Source organism: Streptomyces sp. NPDC002671 (genome assembly GCF_053592475.1).
In genome coordinates this window covers 111,908-133,147 of the sequence record NZ_JBSFVU010000017.1, presented here as the reverse complement: position 1 = coordinate 133,147, position 21,240 = coordinate 111,908, and the positions used below count along the sequence as shown (strand labels likewise).

Here is a 21,240-nt window from a genome sequence, read left to right as displayed (position 1 = left end):
CTTGTGTTTCAAGAGAGTTGAAGGAGTCCGCGGAGCAGATCCCGGCTCTCGTCCGGGCCGGGGCTGTCCTGCTGCAACTCCTTCAGCGCCTGCTCGTACTGGGCGACGTCCTCCCGCTTGTCGAGGTAGAGGGCGCTGGTCAGCTGCTCCAGGTAGACCACGTCGGACAGGTCGGACTCGGGGAAGCTGAGGATCGTGAAGGCGCCGCTCTCGCCGGAGTGCCCGCCGAAGCTGAACGGCATGATCTGCAGCCGTAGGTTGGGCCGCTCGGAGAGGTCGATCAGGTGCTGGAGCTGGCCGCGCATCACCTCGCGGTCGCCGTACGGGCGGCGCAGTGCGGCCTCGTCCAGCACGATGTGGAACTCGGGGGCGTTGTCGTCCAGCAGGTGCTTCTGCCGCTCCAGGCGCAGCGCGACCCGCCGCTCCACGTCGGCCGGGCTCGCGCCCTTCATGCCGCGCCGGACCACCGCGCGGGCGTACGCCTCGGTCTGGAGCAGGCCGTGCACGAACTGCACCTCGTAGGCGCGGATGAGGGAGGCGGCGCCCTCCAGGCCCACATAGGTGGGGAACCAGCTGGGCAGGACGTCGGTGTAACTGTGCCACCAGCCCGCGACGTTGGCCTCCCGGGCGAGGGAGAGCAGCGACTCGCGCTCCGCCTCGTCGTTGATGCCGTACAGCGTCAGCAGGTCCTCGACGTCTCTGGTCTTGAAGCTGACCCGGCCCAGTTCCATCCGGCTGATCTTCGACTCGGAGGCGCGGATGGAGTATCCCGCCGCCTCGCGCGTGACCCCCCGCGCTTCACGCAGTCGCCTGAGTTGCGAGCCGAGCAGCATGCGCCGCACCACCGATCCGGGCTCTCCCGCGCTCACGTTCGTCGCCTCCCCAACCGTCTTCAGGGGCCGAAGTCTGCCACTAAAACGCTTCGCGCAGTACTCATCCGGTTACGGAAACGGAAAGAGGTCGGCCGCTTGTGCGCAGGGCGGAGACGGGTTCGCCGCCGCCAACCGCCCGCAGACGACTCCCAGATGGCGGAAAAAATGGCCAAGAAGCGGTACGGGCAGGTTCAATTCGGTCTCGTGCACGTGCATCTGCCCTTGCATCTGCTCTTCCCATCCGAAACCATGGTCCCGCGCCACCGCTGCATCGCAACGACCGCGGAATCCCGGGAGTGCCTCGCATGGGAACGAATGGATCGACCATGCTCAAGCCATTACGGCAGGGCCTTCCGCCACTCGACCCCGCGGCCGTGTCCGATGCCGCCTCCTGCGCACTGCCCGCCCGCTACGAAGCGGTGCGCGAGGCCCGTCGCTTCACCCGGAACACCCTCGACCAGTGGGGCGTGGACGACCGCTTCGACGACATATGCCTGGTCGTCTCCGAACTCGTCACCAACGCCCTGCGACATGGCCTGCCGCTCCCCCACCATCCTTCCAGCGAGGCCCTGCGGGCCGCACCTGCCGACTCGGCCGAGCCGGGCCGTGCCGCCGACCACGGACCGTCCGTGCGGCTGCATCTGATGCGCTGGACCGAGCGGTTGGTGTGCGCGGTACGCGACCCGAGCCACGAGACACCCGTCCCGCGCGACTCGGACGACTTCTCGGCGGAGTCGGGTCGCGGCCTGTTCCTGGTCGACTCCTTCAGCGACAGCTGGGGCTGGCACCCGCTCGCGGGCACGCTGAGCGGCAAGGTCGTATGGGCGCTGTTCCGGCTTCAGTCCTCCGACTGAAGCCGGAACGCGGCATTCACGGCCTTCTGTGTTCACAGCCTTCGACCGCGGAGTCTTTCTACGCGCGTTAACCCGTCCGACATCTCTGCACGACCGGCCCGTTCGCGGCCGGTGCACGTGCGTCAGCTCGTCAGGTGGTCGAACTCGCCGTCCTTGACGCCGAGGAGCATCGCCTCGATCTCCGCCCGCGTGTAGACGAGCGCGGGCCCGTCCGGGAAACGGGAGTTGCGTACGGCCACGTCGCCGCCCGGCAGCCGCGCGAACTCCACGCAGGAGCCCTGCGAGTTGCTGTGCCGGCTCTTCTGCCAGGCCACTCCGTCCAGCTGCGTGGCAGCCATGCCGTTGTACACGTCGTACCCCTTGTACACGCTGTCAACGTCGTGGTCCACAGGTCGCTCCCCGGTGGTGCACTGGCTGGTGTGGCCATAGATGCTGTAGTCAACTGACCCGGATCATAGCCCTGTTCACATGCAGATGCATGGGCAGATGCACGTGCACACGGGGTGTTCCCTCGGTTACTCCTTTGACGCCCGCTTTACCGAAGCTGGTTGAGCGTCTGCCCCAGAGCGGGCAGGCCATGTCCCGCCAGCCCCCGCCCATGATCTTCCACGCCATCGTCCGAGCCGGATCGTCCGGATCGAATCCCTCGTGTACTGGAAACAGACGCGTTCCGCGCCCTTCCTGTTCCAGGGTCCAGGTGATGATCCGGTCCGCGGGATTGGCGGGATCGTCGAATTGGTCGGCCAGGGCCCGGCCGGGCTGCGGTCGAGGTTTCCTACCTGTCTCTCGGGTCGGCGTCCGCAGGTCCCTCCAGGGCCTGCTGATAGCTTGCTGCGGGTCCTCCGGCCACGGGCGGCCGGCCGCTACAGCTAGGAGCTTGACGTGACTTGGGCGACTGCAAGGGTGCGCACCACGGCCGTGGCCGTGGCCGCGGGTCTGACGGGCGCGCTCGCGCTGACGGCGTGCAGCAGCGGGGGCGACAGCTCCAAGGACGACTCCACGCCGAGCCCGTCCCCGACGGCCACCGCGGGTTCGAGTGCCCCCACCGGCGCCGCGCCGGGGGCCTCCGGCAAGCTCGAGGGCAGCTGGATCACCACCACGGGCGGCAAGGTCGTGGCGCTGGTGGTCAACGGGAAGAAGGCGGGGCTCTTCGCGACCGGCGGTGCCGTGTGCAGCGGCACGGCGGGCACCGAGGCCGGGATGCAGATGATCCATCTGACCTGCGCCGACGGCAGCAAGGACCGGGTGTCCGGCATGGTCGACTCGGTCGACGCGAAGGCCATGAAGGTGACCTGGTCGGGCAAGCTCGGCCAGGAGACGTTCACCCGGGCCGAGGGCGGCAAGCTGCCCTCCGGGCTGCCGACCGGCCTGAAGCAGTGACTCCGGAGGGGCGCGCGTACGAGCCCGGGGCGCAGGCGCCATGATGCTGGGGCACCGTCACCGCCTCGACAGGAACCAGCCCATGCGCGCCATTCCGCTCACGCTCACCGTCCTCGTCTCCGCCCTCGCCCTGACCGCCTGCAACGACGGTGGAGGGGGCGGGAGCAAGGGCGCCGGTTCGGGCTGCGCCGTCGGCAAGGCCTCCGTCAACGCCAGTGCCGCGAGCGTGGCACCGGCGGCCGGGGACACCGGCGAGGTCGTCGTCGGCATCACTAACCAGAGCGCGCCCTGCACCCTGGACGGCTTTCCGCACGTCGAGCTCGAGCAGGCCGGCCGCGCGGTGACCCTGAAGCCCCAGGCGGGAGCCAAGGCCCAGAAGCTGAAGCTCGCCAAGGGCGACTCCGCGACCTTCACGGTCACCTATGTGCGCGGCAAGGACAGCGACGCGAAGACGCTGAAGGCCACGGCGATGCACCTCACCCTGCCGGGCAGCAAGGCCTCCCAGGACTTCCCGTGGAAGTACGGACCGATCGCCGGCCGGACCGGCCAGGGCGACCCGAACGCCTACGTCAGCGCGTTCCAGCGGCCCGGGGACTGACAGCGCCGCTCGCGGCCTACGGCAGCCGCGGCCGGGCTCCGACCTGGGCCTGGTCCGCAGCCGCCGCGCCCTCCGTCCAGCCGGCCGCGTCGGTCACCCCGCGCAGCCGGGTCGTGGTCGTCTCCGGGAACATGTGGTCCAGGCGGTCGGTGACGGCTATCGCGCGCGTGGCCAGCACCGGCAGCAGATCCTGGGTGACCTGGGTCTCGGCGGCGGCCCTGAGCCGGTCGCCGACGCGGTGCGCGTAGGCCGCGAAGAAGGACTGCCGGAAGGTCTTGGTGCGCTTGCGGCCGCCGGCTCTCTGCGCGGCCTCCGCCCTGGTCATCGCGTGCGTGGCCTGCACCAGCAGCGAGGCGTGGAGCAGCTCGACCGCCTCCAGGTCGGCCTCGAAACCGACGACCGTGGTGAAGCACAGCGGTTCGTTCCACACCGCGCGGCAGTGGTTGGCCGTCGCGACCGCGTCCAGCAGCACCGCCTTGGACTGCTCGTACGGCGGCTCGACCCCGATCCGGCAGGCTCCGGGCGCGTCCGGCGCGGGCGCGGCGGCGGCGAGCAGCGCCTCGTCCACACTGTGCCGGGCCATCAGCTCCTGCGCCTTCGCGGTGAGCGCCTCCGCCTCCTCCGGGAACCCGGTGGCCTCGGCCTTGGCGAGCAGGGCGCGGATGCGGGTGAGCATGCGGGAGGCGGCGGGACCGTGCTCCCGGCGGGGCTCCTCCAGGGGTTCGAGCGCGGGCAGCCGCAGCAGCAGGCGGTACAGCTCCAGGACGGCGGTGGCGTGCGAGAAGCGGTCGCCCGCGTGGGCGGAGTCCTGCGGCAGAGCCTCCAGCTGGGCGGCCCAGCGGCCCCCGCGCGGGCGGTCTTGCCCGGCCTGGGCCCGGATCAGCCCGGCGGCCAGGAGTACGTGGAGGTCGTCCAGCTCCCGCCGCACGAGCCGTACGACGTCGGCGGGCTGCCAGCCGCGCCGCCAGGCCGCCGCCACGAACTCCTCGCCCCGCCGCGCGAGTTCCGTGTCCGCGGCGGGGTCGGCCGCGAGGAGGGACGCGCCCGTGTCGAGGCCGGAGTCGGTGTCGTCGTAGAGGGAGGCCTGGAAGGCTTGCTCGACGGTGCTGCTGGTGCTGGTCACGTGTCGATCGTGCCATGCGCCGCCGACAGCGCGGCGCGGTCGTCCACAGGCTGTGGACAACCGGCCCGTGGACGGCCGCGCCCGGCTGTCAGGGCCGCGCCAGTTCCAGCAGCGCCCGGTCGAGGGCGTCCTCGGCCGCGCACGCGATGTCCGGGCGGATGCCGGTGCCCTCCCAGTTGGTGCCGGACACCGGGTTGATCGAGCGGGCGACCGGGATCGCGACCTCCAGATGCGGGTGGACCGTCCAGCCCTCGCGCGGGTGCGCCCCGCCCCTGGTCGTCTCCCCCACGATCACCGCGCGGCCCAACTGCTGGAGGTTGTACGTCAGTTCCTCGGCGGCGGAGAAGGTGTCGCCGCTGGTGAGCACGTAGACCGGCTTGGTGCCGCCGAAGCGGGCGCCCGGGACGTGCGGCAGGCTCCAGTACTGGTCGTAGCGCTCCCCCGCGCGCGTGTACTGGGTGTTGAGGTGGGTGCGCTCGTCGAGCAGGTAGCTGCAGACGAAGGCAACCGTCTCCGGGTCGCCGCCCCGGTTGCCCCGCAGGTCCAGGATCAGCGCCTGCGCGCGGGCGGCCAGCGTGAGCGCGGCCGTGAGCGGTTCGGCGGACCAGGCGAGCGGGAAGAGGGCCGGGCCCAGTTCGAGCAGGGCGGTGCCGCCGGCCAGCAGCTCCACGCGCGGAATCCCGCCCAGGGAGGTGTCGAACCGGCGGCGCATCTCGGCCAGCGCGGCCTCGCCCTGCTCCTCGGGGACCCGGTCGGGGTGGTACCTCAGGTACAGGTGCAGATCGCCGTTGTCCGACTGGAGGTCCGCGGTGACCCGGGCACCCAGCTCCTCGGCGCTCCCGGCGTCGTACGCCCCCTCGGCGAGGCGGCGGCGCAGCAGCGCGGCGAGCCGGTCGCCGACCTCCGGGAAGACGTACTGCTCGGCGACGAGCCGGGCGGTCTCCTCGATCACGGCGGCCGTGTCGGCGACGGGGATCTGGGGCTGGGGCGTACCGGGCGTACCGGGCGTCAGGGTGGTCATGATGGGAGTACAACATCGACTTGCGAAAGCGTCAAGGAAATTAGACGCTTGATGCGCGACCGGACGGGACGACATGCGCGAGCACGAAGACGTACGCGAACAAGAGGATGTACTGGAGATCTCCGCCCCCGAGCAGTTCGCCGCGCTCGCCCACCCGCTGCGCCAGCGGCTGCTCTTCGTGCTGACCCATCAGCCCGCCACGATCAGCCAGCTGGCGGTGCGGCTCGGGGTGGCCAAGGGCAGCGTGGCACACCACCTCAAGGTGCTGCGCGAGGCCGGGCTCGTCCAGGTCGTGGAGACCCGGCAGGTCCGGGGCGGGACGGAGCAGTACTACCGACGGGTCGGCCGGCGCCTGCGGGTCGCGGAGCCGCAGGCGGCGGGTACGGCGGCACTGCTGAGCGCGGTCGCCCAGGAGCTGGACCGCGCCCCCGGGGACCCGCTGCTCAGCCTCCGGCATCTGCGCCTCTCCCCGGAGCGGGCACGGCAACTGCGGGACACCCTGGCCGAGCTGGTCGACGACGCCGAGGAGGACGCGGGCGGGGAGCCGGTGCACGGGGTGCTGGTGGTGATGTACGAGCACACGGGGTCATAGCCGGGCGACCCGGGCGCTGGACCCCTTCAGATCTGTCAACCGTCGGTTGACACCACAAGGGTGGCAACCTACGGTTGACACATGGCGACCAACCCGAACATCACGGCATCCGTACGCCTCGACGACCTCATCGAGGCGATCAAGAAGGTCCACCCCGAACCCCTCGACCAGCTCCAGGACGCGGTGCTCGCCGCGGACCACCTCGGTGACGTGGCCGATCATCTGATCGGGCACTTCGTCGACCAGGCCCGCCGCTCCGGCGCGTCCTGGACCGACATCGGCAAGAGCATGGGGGTGACCCGGCAGGCGGCGCAGAAGCGGTTCGTGCCCAAGGAGTCCGCCGACCTCGACCCCAGCCAGGGCTTCAGCCGCTACACACCGCGCGCGCGGAACGTGGTCATGGCCGCCCACAACCAGGCGCTGACCGCGCGCAACCCCGAGGGCCGCCCCGAACACCTGGTCCTGGGGCTGCTGGCCGAACCGGAGGGCCTGGCCGCGAAGGCCATCACCGCGCAGGGCGTCCTGCTGGACGCCGTACGCCAGGCCGCGACCGCCGCGCTCCCGCCCGCCTCGGAGCAGGTCCCGGACCTCGTCCCCTACGGCCCCGAGGTGAAGAAGGTCCTCGAACTCACCTTCCGCGAGGCCCTCCGGCTCGGCCACAACTACATCGGCACCGAGCACCTGCTGCTGGCCCTGCTGGAGCACGAGAACGGCGAGGGCGTCCTCAACGGGCTCGGCGTCACCAAGGCGGCGACCGAGGAGTACGTCGCCGGGGTGCTCGCGCTGATGATGGAGAAGAACGGGCCGGAGGCCGACCAGGAGGACTGACGCCAGGAAGGCTGAAACCGCAGGTCAGCACCATTGTCAGACCTGCCTGCCACACTCGCAGTCATGACCGACCGGTGGGCGCTCGCACCGGCCGAGGACGGTGGCGTGGACGTCGCCCCCCTCGGCCCGGACGGGCTGCCCGCCGGGCCGGCGCGGCGGGAGAGCGAACTCGCCGGGGCGGTGCGGAGCCGCCCGGAGGTGACACGCTGGGTGTGGCGGTCGACCCCCGAGGTCTACCCGCGTCTGCTCGCCACGGGGGTGCGAGTCGAGCGGTGCTACGACATCGAGGACGCCGAAACACTGCTGCTGGGCCACGAGGGACGGTACGGCGAGCCGCGCTCGGCCGCCGCCGCCCTGGCCCGCCTCCGCGGCGGCCCCGTACCGCCCGACCCGCCGCAGCGCGCGGCCGAACCGGGCGCCCAGTCCCCGCTGTTCGAGCCCACGGGCACCCGGCTGCCCCTCGGCGACCTCCTCGCCGTCTACGCCGACCAGCAGCGGCGGCACGAGAAGACCGCCCACCCCGACCGGATGCGGCTGCTGACCGCCGCCGAGTCGGCGGGGATGCTGGTGGCCGCCGAGATGAACCACGCGGGTCTGCCCTGGAGCGCCGAGGTCCACCGCGAGCTGCTGCACGACCTGCTCGGCGAGCGGTACGCGGGCGGTGGCGAGCCGCGCCGCCTCGCCGAGCTGGCCGACGAGGTGTCCGCGGCCTTCGGCCGCCGGGTCCGGCCCGACCTGCCCGCCGACGTGGTCAAGGCCTTCGCCCAGGCCGGGATCAAGGTGAAGTCAACACGCCGCTGGGAGATCGAATCCCTCGACCACCCGGCGGTCCAGCCCCTGCTGGAGTACAAGAAGCTGTACCGCATCTGGGTGGCCCACGGCTGGTCCTGGCTGCAGGACTGGGTACGCGACGGCCGCTTCCGGCCGGAGTTCCTGGCCGGCGGCACGGTCACCGGGCGCTGGGTGACCAACGGCGGGGGCGGGCTGCAGATCCCCAAGGTGATCCGCCGGGCCGTGGTCGCCGACCCCGGCTGGCGGCTGGTCGTCGCCGACGCCGACCAGATGGAGCCACGGGTGCTCGCGGCCATCTCCCGCGACCCGGGCCTGATGGAGGTCGCCGGCCGCGAGAGCGACCTCTACCAGTCCGTCTCCGACCGGGCCTTCTCCGGCGACCGCGACCAGGCCAAGCTCGCCGTGCTCGGCGCGGTCTACGGCCAGACCTCCGGCGACGGTCTGAAGAACCTCGCCGCGCTCCGCCGCCGCTTCCCCAAGGCCGTGGCCTACGTCGACGAGGCCGCCCGCGCCGGTGAGGAGGGCCGCCTGGTGCGCACCTGGCTCGGCCGGACCTGCCCGCCGGCCGCCGGGGCGGGCGAGGACGCGGCGGAGGAGGCGGGCATCCCCGTGGGCGACGGCGACGCAGAGAGCCCCGCGGACGGCCGGGCCGAGGGGTGGGTCCCCGGCTACGCGTCCACGAACTCCCGCGCGCGGGGCCGCTTCGCGCGGAACTTCGTCGTGCAGGGCAGCGCCGCCGACTGGGCCCTGCTGCTGCTCGCCGCGCTGCGCCGGGCCTGCGCGGACCTCAGGGCCGAGCTGGTCTTCTTCCAGCACGACGAGGTGATCGTGCACTGCCCCGCCGAGGAGGCCGACACCGTCGTCCACGCCATCCGGGAGGCGGCCGACCTCGCCGGGCGGCTGACGTTCGGGGAGACACCCGTGCGGTTCCCGTTCACGACGGCGGTGGTGGAGTGCTATGCCGACGCCAAGTGAACGCGCTTCAGGGGCGCTTCGGCCGTCCAGGGCCCTTCGGCCAGCCCGCGAGCAGCGTGCGCAGCTCGGCCGACACCGTCTGCTCGTCGGTGCCGTCCAGCGCCGCAAGAGCCGCACACCAGACGTCGTACGCCTCCGCGTCGCGCCCCTGCTCCCGCAGCAGCAGCCCGTGCTGGTGCCGGGCGAGGCCGCCCATGTAGCGGTCGGCACGGGCGTCGGCGCGGCGCAGCAGCTCGGCGCACTCACGGCCCGCCCGCCCGGACTCGCCCAGTTTCCGCAGTGCGCGGACCAGACCGAGCCGAGTCTGGGACTCGCCGTGCCAGTCGCCGTGCCCGCCGAGAATGCGCATGCTTTCCTCGAAGTGCCGGGCGGCGGCAGCCGGTTCGCCGAGCGCGAGGTGGGCGTAGCCCATGTTGCAGTGCGCCGAGTGCTGCACGATGACCGCGCCGATCGCGTCCCCGATCGCCAGCGAGCGCCGGTGCTGCTCGATGGCCGCGCGCGGGTCGGTGTGCTCGTAGAGGTTGCCGAGGTGGCTGTGCGTGACGGCCTCGCCGAACGGGTCGTTCAACTGCCGGGAGTACGCGAGGCTCTGCCGCAGCGCCTCCTCGGACTCCGCGTACCGTCCGAGCCCCTCCAGCAGCAGCCCCCGGTTGTTCAGACAGCGCCGGACCCGGGCGGCGAACGTGCCGAGCCGCTGCCAGATCTCCAGGGCCTGGCCGGTGAGGACCAGGGCGTCCTTGTGCCGGCCGGTCAGGAAGTGCAGCCCCGCGAGGTCGCTGAGCGCGTATGCCTCCGCCGGCTCGTCCCCGAGCGCCCGCGCGGTGGCGAGCGCGGCCCGGACCAGGACGTCCATCTCGGCGACCCGGCCGCTGCGCTGGACGTACGGGATGAGCAGCCGGACCAGCACGGACAGATACGCGGCCCGGAGCCTGTCGGAGGTATCGGCGTTCCGCTCCACCAGCGCGACGATGTTCTCCAGCTCCACCTCGCCCCAGGCGAAGGCCTCCTCGGCGGACTCGAACGGCAGCAGGGCCGCCACGTCGGCGGTGTGCTCCGCCGGTTCGGCGGCGGTGGACCGCCGCCGGTCGTCCTGGTCCAGCCCCGGTTCCACGACCGCCATGACCTGCCGCCCGGCCACGGCGGCGTACCAGCGCAGGGCGGCGGTGTCGGGGGCGGGGTCCGTCGGGGACTCCTCGGCCAGTTCGCGGGCGAAGTCGCGGACCAGGTCATGCGGGGCGTAGCGGCCGTACGCCGTCTCCTCCAGCAGGGCCACGTCGACCAGGCGGTCCAGGGCGGCCTCGGCGCGGCGCTCGTCCGTGCCGACGAGGAGGGCGATCAGCGGGGCGCCGTACGTCGGCAGGTCGAGGGCGCCGATGCCGCGCAGCACGCTGGCCGCGTCCCGGTCGGCCTCGCGCTCGGCGGCGGCGAGCGCGTCGTGGGCGACGGCCAGCGAACGCCGGACGCTCAGGTCGTCGTACTCCAGCTGACGCAACCGCCCGTCCCTGGCGGCCAGTTGGTGCGCCAGCACATCGGGGGTGAGCGCGCGGCGCGCGGCCAGCCGGGCGGCGACGACGCGCAGCGCCAGCGGGAGCCGTCCGGTCAGCTCGACCAGCGCGTGCCCGGCATCGAGCCCCTCCCGTCCACTCACCGCGCGCAGCAGCGCGGCGCTGTCCTCCCCGGTCAGCGGGCCCAGCGGGAAGCGCCGGGCGCCGTCCAGGGCGGTCAGCGGCGAGCGGCTGGTGACGATGACCGCGCAGCCGGGCCCGGCCGGCAGCAGGGGCCGCACCTGGGCCGCGTTCGCCGCGTCGTCCAGCACCAGCAGGATGCGGGCCGGGGCGAGCAGCGAGCGGAGCAACGCGGCGGCTGCGTCCGGGTGTTCAGGGATGCTCCGGGACTCCGCACCGAGGTCCCGCAGCAGCGCGGCGAGCGCCTGCGTGGAGGTGAGCGGGGTCATGCCCGGGGTGGCGCCGTGCAGGTTGACGTACAACTGGCCGTCGGGGAAGCGTTCCCGCAGCTCGTGCGCCACGTGCAGGGCCAGCGCGCTCTTGCCGACACCGGCCATGCCGCTGATCACCGCGACGGCGGGAGCCGGGGCGGGCGGCGGCTCGGCCAGGGCCCGGCGCAGCTCACGGGACACGTCGGTACGCCCGATGAAGTGGGCAGGCGGGGCGGGGAGTTGAGCCGGGCGTGGGGTGTTGCGGGCAGCCGTAGGGGTGGCGTCGCGAGGGGAGGCGGAAGCCGGCGTGGCTTGCCCGCCCGGGGACGCGGAGGCCGACGGGGGCTCCTCCTGCGGGGACGCGGGAGCCGACCGGGTTTCCTTCCGCGGAGAAGCCTGCGCGGGGACGCGGGTGGGTCGCGAAACCGCGGCATGCTCGCGCCCGCTGCCCTCATCAACTGACGCAAGCTCGCCCGCCGTTACGGGGGTGTGCGGCGGGTGCTCCCGTGCGCTCGCGGGGCCGGAGTCGGCAGAGCCGCCGGAACCGGAGGCGGCAGTCTCGCCGGAGGCTCCGGAAGCGGGCGGAGCAGTGCCGGTGCCGGACGCGCCGGAGGCCTGTCCCGTGCCCTCGTTCCCGCGCAGCACCTCGATGTGGGCCGCGCGGACCGCCGCGCCGGGCTCGATACCGAGGTCCTCGACGAGGCGGGCCCGCAGGTCGCGGTGGACGGCGAGGGCCTCGGCCTGGCGGCCGGTGCGGTGCAGGGCGAGCATCAGCTGGCGGTGGTACGCCTCGCGCAGCGGATGCTCGGCGACGAGTGCCGTCAGCTCGGGCACCAGGGCGGCCAACCGGGTGCTACCGATGGCGAGTTCGGCGTCGTAACGCCACTCCAGCAGGAGCAGCCGCGCTTCCTCCAGACGCTGCACCAGGGCGTATCCGCCGAGGTCCGCCTCGGGAGAGAGCCCGCTCAGTGGTGTGCCGCGCCACAGCGCGAGCGCGGCGGTGCAGGCGCGCACGACCCCGGCGCAGTCCTGCCGGGCGTAGGCGGCACGCGCCTCGGCGATTCGGGCGTCGAAGACGTGCACGTCCAACTCACCCTGGTCGACGCGCAGTACGTACCCCGGAGCCACGGCCCTGAGCCGCTCGGGGTCGTCCAGGAGCCGCCGCAGCCGGGCGACGTGGTTGTGCAGTGAGGCCTGCGCGGAGACGGGCGGGGCCCCGCCCCACAGGGCGTCCTTCAGCGACTCGACCGAGACGACCCGGCCGGGCTCCAGCAGCAGCGCGGCGAGCAGGGCGCGCACCTTGGGGCTGCCGATGGCGCGGACGGTGCTGTCGGCGCCGTCCGAAATCCCGTACGGCGGCCGGTCGTACAGAACAGGCGGCCCCAGCAGTCCGAACCGCAGCTCGCAGGGCCCCTTCACTTCGCTCCGCTGCCTTTCCACGCGGTCGGGGCCGACCGTGCTCCGGGGCGGGCGCTCGCCCACTGTCTCCTGGCGGATTTCCACCCTGCCCACAACGGTTTCCCGCCACCTTCTGTCTGCCGTCCCGGCCAGGATTCGCCGGGGTTCCAGGAACGCCTCCACCGGCGTCCGCAGTGTTCCGGCCAGCCGGTCCGGGGCTTGCGAAGGAACCGTTGGCCATATGTTAGCGATCCGTTGGCGGGCCCTGATCTGATCATTCCATCGGATCCGCCCAACGGCGCGCGCGCATGGCGCGTAACTCGGGGGAGTGTCGCCGCAGGCTGGATCCGGGGACGCAGAAGGGCCCCGGTCGGCGGAGGTGAACGACCGGGGCCCCGTCCCGTCCCCTTTGCCGCACGCTCTCGCGCCCGACGACAAGGCGCCTCCCTCTCAGATGACGGGCGGACGCCCGAGCCGGGTGAGCCGCAGCACCGTCCGCCACCGCATGGGCCGCCGCTCGCCGGCGGGCTCCCGCACCCCCTCCACGAACCCGCCGAACCACGCCCGCAGTCCGGCCAGGGAGCGGGTGCGGGCAAGGGTGAGCAGCGTCCACACGGCGAGGTGCACCGGGATCAGCGGCAGAGGCAGCCGGCGGCGGACGAGCCAGACCCGGTTGCGGGCATTGACGCGGTAGTAGATGGCGTGCCGGGCGGGCGAGGTCCTGGGGTGCTGCAGGAGCAGCTCGGGGACGTACCTGATCTTCCATCCCGCGTCGGCGGCGCGCCAGGCCAGGTCGGTCTCCTCGTGCGCGAAGAAGAACTCGGCGGGCCAGTCCCCGGTCTCGGCCAGCATCGCCGTGCGCAGGGCGTGCCCGCCGCCGAGGAACCCGGTGACGTAACCCCCGCGCATCGGATCGGACTTGCCGACCCGGGGCACGTGCCGCTGCTGCGTCTCGCCGTGCTCGTCGGCGATACGGAACCCGACGATGCCCAGGCGCGGGTCGGCGGCGTAGATGTCCCGTACCCGCCGCAGCACATCGGCGTCGACGAGCAGGCCGTCGTCGTCCAGCTCCACGACGACATCGACGTCCCCGAACTCCCGCAGCCGCGCGAGGGCGACGTTCCGCCCGCCCGGGCAGCCGAGGTTCTCCTCCACGCCGATGGTGGTGACCTCGCCGGGCAGCGAGAGCCTGCGGGCGAACTCGGGCAGCGGGCAGCCGTTGCCGACGATCACGATGCGGGCGGGGGCGAGATCCTGCTTGGCCACGGACTCCAGCAGGGCGTCGACTTCGGCGGGCCGGTTTCCCATGGTCACCACGGCAACGGCGATCCTCGGCTCCGCCACGTCCCTCACCTCATCCGCCCGACGGCGGCGACCGCGCCCGACCGCGCGGCACTCGCCGTTCATCAGGACGTGGACTCAGGTCCGTTGGTTCAGCCCGAACCGCTCACTTCGCCACCCTCTTACTCCCCTTTTATCCACACCTTTCCAGAAGTCCCGGGACGGAGCGGCTCGCAAGTGCGGAAGCGGACCCACGAGGACCATGCCGGGCCTGACCGGTGAGGCCCGCTTCGGCCTCACCGGTCGCTGAAAGCCGACGAGGCCCGTTTACGGTGTGCCGGTCGTGTTGAAGCCCCTGTCGAGGTAGGGGTACTGGTCCGGAACGTGGCCGTCCGCTGCGACCAGGCGGGCGATGCCGCCCTCGTCCCGCCAGACCTGCCGGGAGGAGCCGAAGGAGAATCCGCCGAATTCCGGGTGGGCTTCGTTGGTGTAGATCCGGTAGCGCTGGCCGGGCTGGATGACCGTCCCCGGAGGGAAGGGGAAGTCGCGCCCGGTGGGCTTGGATTCCACGACCCAGCCGGTCAGGTCCTGGGGCGCACCGCCCTGGTTGAAGATCTCGACGTATTCGTCGGCCTGGCCCGGGCCCGTGCCCAGGTAACGCAGGTCGGAGATGATCACGTCTGGTTCTTCGGCGGTGAACATGCAGACGACCTCGGCGAAGTTGACTCCGCCCTCGGGGCTGCGGAACTGCCGGACGATCTGGCCGCCCTGCTTGAACCCGCTGAGGACCGCCCGGTACTGCTTGCCGTCGATCGTGACGGGCTGGGGGTGGGTGAACTCCTGCAGGTCGACCAGGTCGTCGTCCACGGGACTGCTGCCGGTCGTGTTGGGTGTTTCGTTGTGATGGAAGCTGAAGTTCAGGTCGGTGGTGCTGCCGTCCTCGAACATGACGTTGATGCTGAGCTGGACGTCGAACTGGCTCGGGCTGACGCTGGTGGGCAGGTTGCGGTGCACGAAGGTACCGACGACGAACTCGGTGCCGTCGAGTTCGACGTCCGCGGCCCAACCGCGGAACTGGTACCCGCTCTGGGAGCCGCTGCTGCCCCACCTGACGTCCGCGGTGCCCAAGCCGTTGATCGGCGAGGCGGCCGGATTGGTGGACGGGAAGACGCCGGTGGTGACGACGGTGGTCATGGTCTGACTCCTGCTCTCTCAGTCCTCGTCTGCTCTCTCTGTCCTCGGCTGCTCTCTCAGTCCTCGTCCTCGATGACCTCGGCCTTGAGCTTGGCCGGGGGCGCGGTACCCACCTGTGCGACGCCGTCGGTGAAGCGGCCGGGTCCGGCGCCGTCGACCGCTTCGAGGCCGCAGGTGTAGACGATGCAGTCCTTGTCCTCGCGGTTCGTGTTCAGGTGCACGTGGTACGTGAAGTTGAGCGTGCGCCCGTCGCCGCTGACCTGGGCCTGGACCGGGGGCAGGTTGCCGCCGGTGGTCTGGTCCATCCGCTTGTACTGGGCGCCCACCATGCCGTTCCAGCGGAAGCCGGTGGGGGCGGTGAAGACGTGCTCGCGTTCGCCGGCGTCGACGGTCTCGCTCCAGTTCGGCGTGCGGACACAGATGTTGATGGTGGTGCCCAGGCCACCAGGCGCGTCCTCGACGCCGCCTTCCTGCCACACCACGAGGTCCAGCTTCTGCGCACGGCCCTGTTCGTAACCCCAGTCGTAGCCGTTCGCGTACTGGTCCTTCTGACCGCGCGTGCCGTCGCGCGGCGGGTCGGCGTGGGGCCGGCCGGCGAGCGCGTCGGCACGCCCCTGCTCCTCTCCCCGTGCGTAGGCTTCTCTCTTTGACTGCACGTCAGTGGCCATTCCGCGTCCTCCTGGACAGTGATCGAAGCGTGCGATGAAACGGTGGGGGCTGCGCGTCCGGAAAACGGAACGAGGAAGCCGCCTGCGGCTTCGGACGGGGCATTCGCGCGGCCACTACGGCATGTACCGGGCCGTCATCCGGGACCATCGTTAGCCCGGACCCGCGGGCGATATGCCACCGTTCCCCCGTTTGGAATGCCGGATCGATTCTGCGTCACTTGTTCGAGTGGAACTGAGGTGCGTCAGGGCGCACGGATGCGGACATCGCAGCCCCGCGCCTGGCTGCAGGCGTCGGCGCCACTGCCCGCCGCCTCGGCGCTTTCATCCGTCCCCCGCCACCACCCGTCCCTCTCGGCTTCTCCCTCGTGCGGGTGGAGCGCTCGGTGTGCTGCTCCTGCGGGGCCGACCCGGCCGGTATGCAGGGGCAATGCCAACGACTGCGCAGAAGGAGACGGACATGCGGGAGACGAGGTCGTGGAAGTGGAAGGCGCCGGGCGCCACGGAGGACCGACCGCAGCGGTGCCACGTGGTGACGGCATGACGGCGAAGGCCGCGGCTCGGCGGCAGAAGCAGGTCTCCCCGGACGGGCTCGGCGAGCCGGTCACCGTGGCGGGAAACGGCACCGCCGGATTCTCCGGGGACGGCGGGCCCGCGCCCGAAGGACAGCTGGCCTTCCCCGCAGACGCGGCCGTGGGAGGCGGGGCGGTCTTCATCGCCGACCATGCCAACCACCGGGTCCGTCGGATCGACGGTTCCGGCGTGCTGACGACGGTCGCCGGGGACGGGCTGCGGGGCTTCGCCGGGGACGGCGCGGACGCGGGGCGGTCCCGGCTGGGCTTCCCGTCCGCTCTCGCGGTCGCCCCGGACGGAGGCGTGCTCGTCGCCGACGAGATGAACCACCGGATCCGCCGGATCGCCCCCTCGGGCGTCATCGACACCATCGCGGGAGACGGTTCCCGGGGCGGCGACGGCGACGGCGGCCCCGCCGCACACGCCCGGCTGGACGCCCCGTGCGCCCTGGCCATGGACAGCGCTGGAACGCTGTACATCGGGGAAGCGGGCAGCCCCAGGGTGCGCAGGATCGGCAGCGACGGCGTCATCAGCACGGTCGTCACGGCATCCGGAGGATCCGCGGGCTCCGGTGCGGCCGACGCCGGCGAGGCGTTCCTGCCCGCGGGTCTGGCGGTCGACCCGGCCGGACAGCTCTACATCGCCGATCCGGCCGGCCGCCGGGTGCTGCTGCGGGGCAGGGACGGGACGCTGCGGGTACTGGCGGGACCGCCGGGCGCGAGCGACGGCGCCTTGGAGGTCGACTGGAGCGCACCGTGCGCGGTGGCTGTCGACGCCCAGGGGGCCGTCTACGCCGCCGACATGAACGGACACCGGGTGTGGCGGCTGGCCGATGGAGCCGCCCGGGTCGTCGGAGGGCCGGATCCGGCGGCAGTTGAGGCCGCCGAGGCCAAAGGCCCGGCCGAGGCCGCCGCCACATCGCTGGCCTATCCGTGCGGTCTCGCGGTGGACCCGGCCGGGCGACTGCTCGTGGCGGACAACTTCCACCACCGGATCGCCGCACTGCCTCTCACCGCCGCTTCCTCCCAGGCCATCGAGCCTGAACGGGAGAAGAAGCCGGAACCCGGGCCGGAAGGAGCACCCGAACCGGAACGTGGCACCGACGGTGCGCAGGACGGCGACGGGAGTGCCGCGAGCACGACGGCCGCGCGACTGCTGGTCCGCCAGGAAGTCGGGGTGGAAGTGCCGCGCGGAGGAAGCGAGTTGATCCATGTGCGGGTCTCGTCCACCGACCCCTGGGTCCCGGGACGGGTGGAGCACCGCTTCACGGCTCCGACGGGTTTCGTCTTCGACGGCCGTGCGACCTGCGCGTACTACCGCGCGGATCGCACGGTGCTCCCCGGCGGGGAGGCGACGGCGACAGTACGGGACGGCGGCAGGGAGCTGGCCGTCACGGACGAGCCCCGCCTGAACACCCCGGGCCATCCGGCGGCAGCCCTGGTCTACACGCTCGGCATCCGGGCCCTGACGGACGCCGAGCCAGGCCGGTACACCGACGGACGGGCGGCCATCGCGGGCCGGCCGGAAGTGCGCTTGAAAGCGAGTGTGCTGGACGACGAGGACTAGCCGAAACCGGCACGGTCCCGCAGAGCCGCCCGTGGCGAACGCTCCACCATGGGCGGCTCTTTGCGTTTTCAAACCCCGAATATGCAAGTAAACGTTTCTTTACCCCCCACGTCACCCGTGTGAACGTCACAAGTTGTAATCAGTGCGATGCAATGCGTTAGCGTTCGAAACGTGTTCGCTCCGTTCCTCCCGAGACTCGGCCCCCCGGGCCCCTTCCCGGGCACTCCGCTCACCCATCCGCTCGACCGGAAGTGGCTGCACTACGCGTTCCTGTCCCGCTGCGGCCGGCAGGCCCTGATCGCCAACCTGTCCGTCCTGGGGTCCTCCACCGGAACGGTCTTCGCGGATCCGGGCGCCCCGGCCACCGGACGGCGCAGCGGCACCGGCACGGCCGCCGAGGGGCAGCACATGGCCATCCTTCTCGTCCACGAGGAGGGGCACGGCTGGAGCGGGACGCAGTTCAACGCCGAGCAGCCCGGACTGCCCTGGTCGGCGTTCCGGCTACCGCATCCGCACGGCGAGCCCGGCGCGTTCCGGGTGGCGGCCCGGTCGGCGGCGCCGGCGGCAGACGTACGGCTGACCCGGACCAGCAGGCCGTGCACCTCGCAGTGCGCGCCGTTCGGCGAGGACGAGTACCTGCGGTGGCAGTCGGAGCCCGGTGTCCTGGGCACCGGAACCCTGCGGCACGGCGACGGCACAGCCACGGAGACGGACCTGCTGGGCTACCACGAGCGGGTACGCGGCCGGTGGTCCTGGCCCACACTCGGCGGCTGGGTGTTCGGATTCGTCAACGACCCTTCCGGCCCCGCCGACGCCGCCCCGCCCTCGGCGGTGGTCTTCACCCTGATCCAGCCCACGCGTCCGGCGGACGCGGCCAACGGGTCGGTGATGCTGTGGCGCGACGGGCGCATGATCCGTCACTTCCCGCGCCGCAACCTGCACGTGGCGGTCAGCGGCAGCCTGGACCGCGACCGGGTGGCGCTGGTGCCGCCGCTGGCGGACATGCTGGGCACCCCGCCGATGGCCGCGGTGCCCGGCCGGCTGCTGATCACGGCCCGCCTCGGCGACGACCGTCTCGTCCTCGACTTCCGCTCGCACACGGCGGGCCGGATCGCCAACCCGTCCGAGACCAGCCTGCACCCGTTCAGCGTGCACGAGACCCTCGGTCCGTGCACCGTGGAGGGGCGGGTCGGCGGGCGCAGTATCGGCTTCCACACCGGGGGCATCGTGGAGTTCGCCGGAGGTGCCCATGACTGAGACCCTGCCCGCGTTCACCGGTGCCCGGCTTCTGGACGAGACCGTCGCCGCCCTGTCCGACCGGGCGCCGGCGATCCTCGCCGCCGCAGCCGATCAGCTGCGCGGCATCCGGCTCGGCCTGCACTTCAACGACGGCAGTCACGCCACGCTCACCGCGCGGCACAGCCGCATCGTCGTGGACCAGGACCGCTGCCCGGATCCGGACGTCGAGGTCGCCTTCGACAACCGGGCCATGAACCTGCTGTTCGACCTCCAGCGCGCGCCCATCGACCAGGTCCTGCCCGAAAGCCTCGACGTCCGCGGCTCCCGCGACGACACCCTCGCCGTGTGGCGTGCCTTCACGCTGCTGTCCCAGCGCGCGGCCGGCCTGCGCAGCATGCAGGAACTCTGGGGCACCTACCGCGAACAGGCCCCCCAGCTGTGGGGCGCCGCGGTACCCGCCGCCCGGGAGCCGCCCGCCGACCTGGTCGACTGGACGGCGCTGGACTTCCTCGCCCGGCGCTCACCCGAGGACGCCCCCGCGCCGCCCGCGCTGATCGGCGACACCACCGTCAGTGCCCCGCGCGTGCTGTGGGACGGCCGCATCAGCACCAGCTGGTCGCTGGAGGAAACCGTCCGCGACGCGGACCTGATGGAGACCATGCGCCGGTGCCGGGCCCGCACCAACGAAGAGATCGAACGGCTCCTGCCGGACCGCGAGCCCCGCGCCGAGCTGTACGACCTCATGCGCTCCTACCCCGCCCGGCAGGGCAAGGGCCTGCGGCCCACCCTGACCATCGCGGCCTGCGCCGCCTTCGGGGGGCGTCCCGACGACGCCGTACGCGCCGCCGCCGCGCTGGAGCTGTTCCACAACGGCTTCCTCGTCCACGACGACATCGCCGACGAGTCCACCCACCGGCGCGGCCTGCCGACCATGCACGAGGAACACGGCCTCGGCCTGGCCGTCAACGTCGGCGACGGACTGAACCTGCTCGCCGTCGACGCCGTCCTGTCCAACCTCGAAACCCTCGGCCTGGCCCGCACCCTCGGCCTCATCCACGAGACCGTGCACATGTGCCGGGAGTCCATCGAGGGGCAGGCCATGGAACTGGGCTGGATCCGCCACGACGTCGTCCCCGAAGCCGACGACGCCTACTTCACGATGAGCACCAAGAAGACCGGCTGGTACACCTGCATCAGCCCGTGCCGCATCGGCGCGGTCTGCGCCGGTGTCACCGACCCTGCCGTACTGGGCCGGTTCGACGAGGCGTTCCGCCTCATCGGCATCGCCTTCCAGATCCAGGACGACATCCTGAACCTGGTCGGCGAGGAGGCCCTCTACGGCAAGGAGCCGCTCGGGGACCTGCTCGAAGGCAAGCGCACGGTGATGCTGATCCACCTCTTCCGCACGGCATACACCCACGAGCGCCCCCGGCTCTTCGACGTGCTGCGCAGGCGCCGCACCGACAAGACCCAGCAGCACGCCGAGGAACTCCTCGCCGCCATGCACCGGCACGGCTCCATCGAGTACGCCACCGACCTCGCCGACCGGCTCGCCGCCGAAGGCATCGCCCGCTTCGAAGAAGACCTCCGGATCATCCCCGAGAACGAAGGCAAGGCCGTCCTGCGGCAGATCGCCCACTACGTCACCTCAAGGCCACTGTGACTACGACCACACCACCCCCGAACGGCCCCGCCGACACCGGCCCGCCGACCCCGACCGACCTGCGGGCCTTCGCCTTCCTCGGTCAGGTCAACAGCCGTCTGCGCCAGTGCCTGTGCACCCTGGCCCGACACGGCGTGGCCCTGCGCCACCGCGACCCCGAACGCGCCCGCCTGCTCCTCGACACGGTCCGGCCCTGGCCCTTCTACAAGGGAGGCCAGTTCCTCTTCGACCTCATGGAATGGGAGGACCTCATGGTCGACGGCGACCCGCCGCCGCCGGCATCCACCGAGCGGATCGTCTCCGCCTGCACCCTGCCCGTCCAGTGGCTCGCCGCCGCCACCGCGGAGGCACCCGCCACGACGAAACTGATCCCCGGCCAGCGCACCGCCGCCGCGCTCGACCTCCCCCTGCGCCTGCTGGCCACCACCGCCCGCACCGCTTTCCTGGGCGCCGCACAGGACCTCACGGATCTGTTCGGCACGCCCGCTCCCGAGGCCGAGACCGAGGACGACACCGGATACGCCACCGCCCCGGAAGACGACCCGCAGGGCACCGAAACCGAACTGCCGCCCCTGGAGGCAGGTTTCTACCTCTACGAGGACGTCGTCCTGGGTGCCCTCGCCGTCCTCGGCCCGCTCCTGGCCGACCACGCACCCACCGACGCAACCCCCTCCGCCTAGCTCGTGGCGG

At 72.3% G+C, this 21,240-nt stretch carries 18 protein-coding genes and 1 pseudogene; 10 read left to right on the top strand and 9 right to left on the bottom strand.

Going from position 1 to position 21,240, the window contains the following annotated elements; translation table 11 throughout:
- Nucleotides 1-8 precede the first annotated feature (8 nt).
- The gene (locus ACWD35_RS25840) at nt 9-833 is read right to left on the bottom strand and encodes a helix-turn-helix domain-containing protein (RefSeq protein WP_451353746.1); all 825 of its coding nucleotides are present in this window, start codon (nt 831-833) and stop codon (nt 9-11) included.
- Between the two features lie 344 nt (nt 834-1,177).
- Here ACWD35_RS25840 and ACWD35_RS25835 point away from each other — a divergent pair, with 344 nt between their 5' ends.
- On the top strand, nt 1,178-1,726 hold the full coding sequence (locus ACWD35_RS25835; protein WP_451353668.1) for an ATP-binding protein: 549 nt from the start codon (nt 1,178-1,180) through the stop codon (nt 1,724-1,726).
- 122 nt (nt 1,727-1,848) lie between these two features.
- Here the strand turns inward: ACWD35_RS25835 and ACWD35_RS25830 are convergent, their stop codons facing one another.
- Both ACWD35_RS25830 and ACWD35_RS25825 read right to left on the bottom strand, forming a co-directional pair.
- Nucleotides 1,849-2,115 (bottom strand): DUF397 domain-containing protein, encoded by a 267-nt coding sequence (locus ACWD35_RS25830; RefSeq protein WP_451353667.1) that lies wholly within the window; start codon nt 2,113-2,115, stop codon nt 1,849-1,851.
- Between the two features lie 146 nt (nt 2,116-2,261).
- Nucleotides 2,262-2,455: pseudogene (locus tag ACWD35_RS25825) on the bottom strand (SRPBCC domain-containing protein); the annotation flags it as partial.
- 153 nt (nt 2,456-2,608) lie between these two features.
- Here ACWD35_RS25825 and ACWD35_RS25820 point away from each other — a divergent pair.
- Together ACWD35_RS25820 and ACWD35_RS25815 are read left to right on the top strand one after the other, a co-directional pair.
- Nucleotides 2,609-3,106 (top strand): hypothetical protein, encoded by a 498-nt coding sequence (locus ACWD35_RS25820; protein WP_451353666.1) that lies wholly within the window; start codon nt 2,609-2,611, stop codon nt 3,104-3,106.
- Nucleotides 3,107-3,188: 82 nt separating this feature from the next.
- Nucleotides 3,189-3,704 (top strand): DUF4232 domain-containing protein, encoded by a 516-nt coding sequence (locus ACWD35_RS25815; RefSeq protein WP_451353665.1) that lies wholly within the window; start codon nt 3,189-3,191, stop codon nt 3,702-3,704.
- Between the two features lie 16 nt (nt 3,705-3,720).
- Here the strand turns inward: ACWD35_RS25815 and ACWD35_RS25810 are convergent, their stop codons facing one another.
- Complete coding sequence (locus tag ACWD35_RS25810; RefSeq protein WP_451353664.1) at nt 3,721-4,827, bottom strand: DUF2786 domain-containing protein; 1,107 nt, start codon at nt 4,825-4,827, stop codon at nt 3,721-3,723.
- An 88-nt stretch (nt 4,828-4,915) separates the two neighbouring features.
- Complete coding sequence (locus tag ACWD35_RS25805) at nt 4,916-5,848, bottom strand: S41 family peptidase (RefSeq protein ID WP_451353663.1); 933 nt, start codon at nt 5,846-5,848, stop codon at nt 4,916-4,918.
- Between the two features lie 73 nt (nt 5,849-5,921).
- Between ACWD35_RS25805 and ACWD35_RS25800 the strand changes: the two genes are divergently transcribed.
- From ACWD35_RS25800 to ACWD35_RS25790, 3 genes are all read left to right on the top strand, one after another.
- The gene (locus ACWD35_RS25800; RefSeq protein WP_451353662.1) at nt 5,922-6,440 is read left to right on the top strand and encodes an ArsR/SmtB family transcription factor; all 519 of its coding nucleotides are present in this window, start codon (nt 5,922-5,924) and stop codon (nt 6,438-6,440) included.
- 81 nt (nt 6,441-6,521) lie between these two features.
- Nucleotides 6,522-7,268, top strand: a complete 747-nt coding sequence (locus tag ACWD35_RS25795; protein ID WP_451353661.1) for a Clp protease N-terminal domain-containing protein — start codon at nt 6,522-6,524, stop codon at nt 7,266-7,268.
- Nucleotides 7,269-7,331: 63 nt separating this feature from the next.
- On the top strand, nt 7,332-9,035 hold the full coding sequence (locus ACWD35_RS25790) for a bifunctional 3'-5' exonuclease/DNA polymerase (RefSeq protein WP_451353660.1): 1,704 nt from the start codon (nt 7,332-7,334) through the stop codon (nt 9,033-9,035).
- A gap of 7 nt (nt 9,036-9,042) precedes the next feature.
- On the opposite strand, the gene ACWD35_RS25785 is transcribed toward ACWD35_RS25790, so the two are convergent.
- The 4 genes from ACWD35_RS25785 to ACWD35_RS25770 all read right to left on the bottom strand — a co-directional run bounded on the left by ACWD35_RS25785 (nt 9,043) and on the right by ACWD35_RS25770 (nt 15,512).
- Nucleotides 9,043-12,390 (bottom strand): BTAD domain-containing putative transcriptional regulator, encoded by a 3,348-nt coding sequence (locus ACWD35_RS25785; protein WP_451353659.1) that lies wholly within the window; start codon nt 12,388-12,390, stop codon nt 9,043-9,045.
- Between the two features lie 429 nt (nt 12,391-12,819).
- Nucleotides 12,820-13,713 carry a glycosyltransferase family 2 protein gene (locus ACWD35_RS25780; RefSeq protein WP_451353658.1) on the bottom strand — a complete coding sequence of 298 codons (894 nt, stop codon included), beginning with the start codon at nt 13,711-13,713 and terminating at the stop codon, nt 12,820-12,822.
- A gap of 264 nt (nt 13,714-13,977) precedes the next feature.
- A complete protein-coding gene (locus ACWD35_RS25775) occupies nt 13,978-14,844 on the bottom strand; it encodes a choice-of-anchor K domain-containing protein (RefSeq protein ID WP_451353657.1) in 867 nt (288 codons plus the stop codon).
- Nucleotides 14,845-14,900: 56 nt separating this feature from the next.
- Nucleotides 14,901-15,512: a hypothetical protein gene (locus ACWD35_RS25770; protein WP_451353656.1), complete on the bottom strand. Its 612-nt coding sequence runs from the start codon at nt 15,510-15,512 to the stop codon at nt 14,901-14,903.
- 537 nt (nt 15,513-16,049) lie between these two features.
- Here ACWD35_RS25770 and ACWD35_RS25765 point away from each other — a divergent pair.
- The 4 genes from ACWD35_RS25765 (at nt 16,050) to ACWD35_RS25750 (ending at nt 21,230) form a co-directional block, all read left to right on the top strand.
- Entirely contained in the window at nt 16,050-17,648 is a 1,599-nt protein-coding gene (locus ACWD35_RS25765; RefSeq protein WP_451353655.1) for a serine/threonine protein kinase, read from the top strand.
- 171 nt (nt 17,649-17,819) lie between these two features.
- On the top strand, nt 17,820-18,905 hold the full coding sequence (locus ACWD35_RS25760) for a hypothetical protein (protein WP_451353654.1): 1,086 nt from the start codon (nt 17,820-17,822) through the stop codon (nt 18,903-18,905).
- Nucleotides 18,898-20,550, top strand: a complete 1,653-nt coding sequence (locus ACWD35_RS25755; protein ID WP_451353653.1) for a polyprenyl synthetase family protein — start codon at nt 18,898-18,900, stop codon at nt 20,548-20,550. The genes ACWD35_RS25760 and ACWD35_RS25755 overlap by 8 nt, the downstream gene beginning before the upstream one ends.
- A complete protein-coding gene (locus ACWD35_RS25750; RefSeq protein ID WP_451353652.1) occupies nt 20,547-21,230 on the top strand; it encodes a hypothetical protein in 684 nt (227 codons plus the stop codon). The genes ACWD35_RS25755 and ACWD35_RS25750 overlap by 4 nt, the downstream gene beginning before the upstream one ends.
- Nucleotides 21,231-21,240 lie beyond the last annotated feature (10 nt).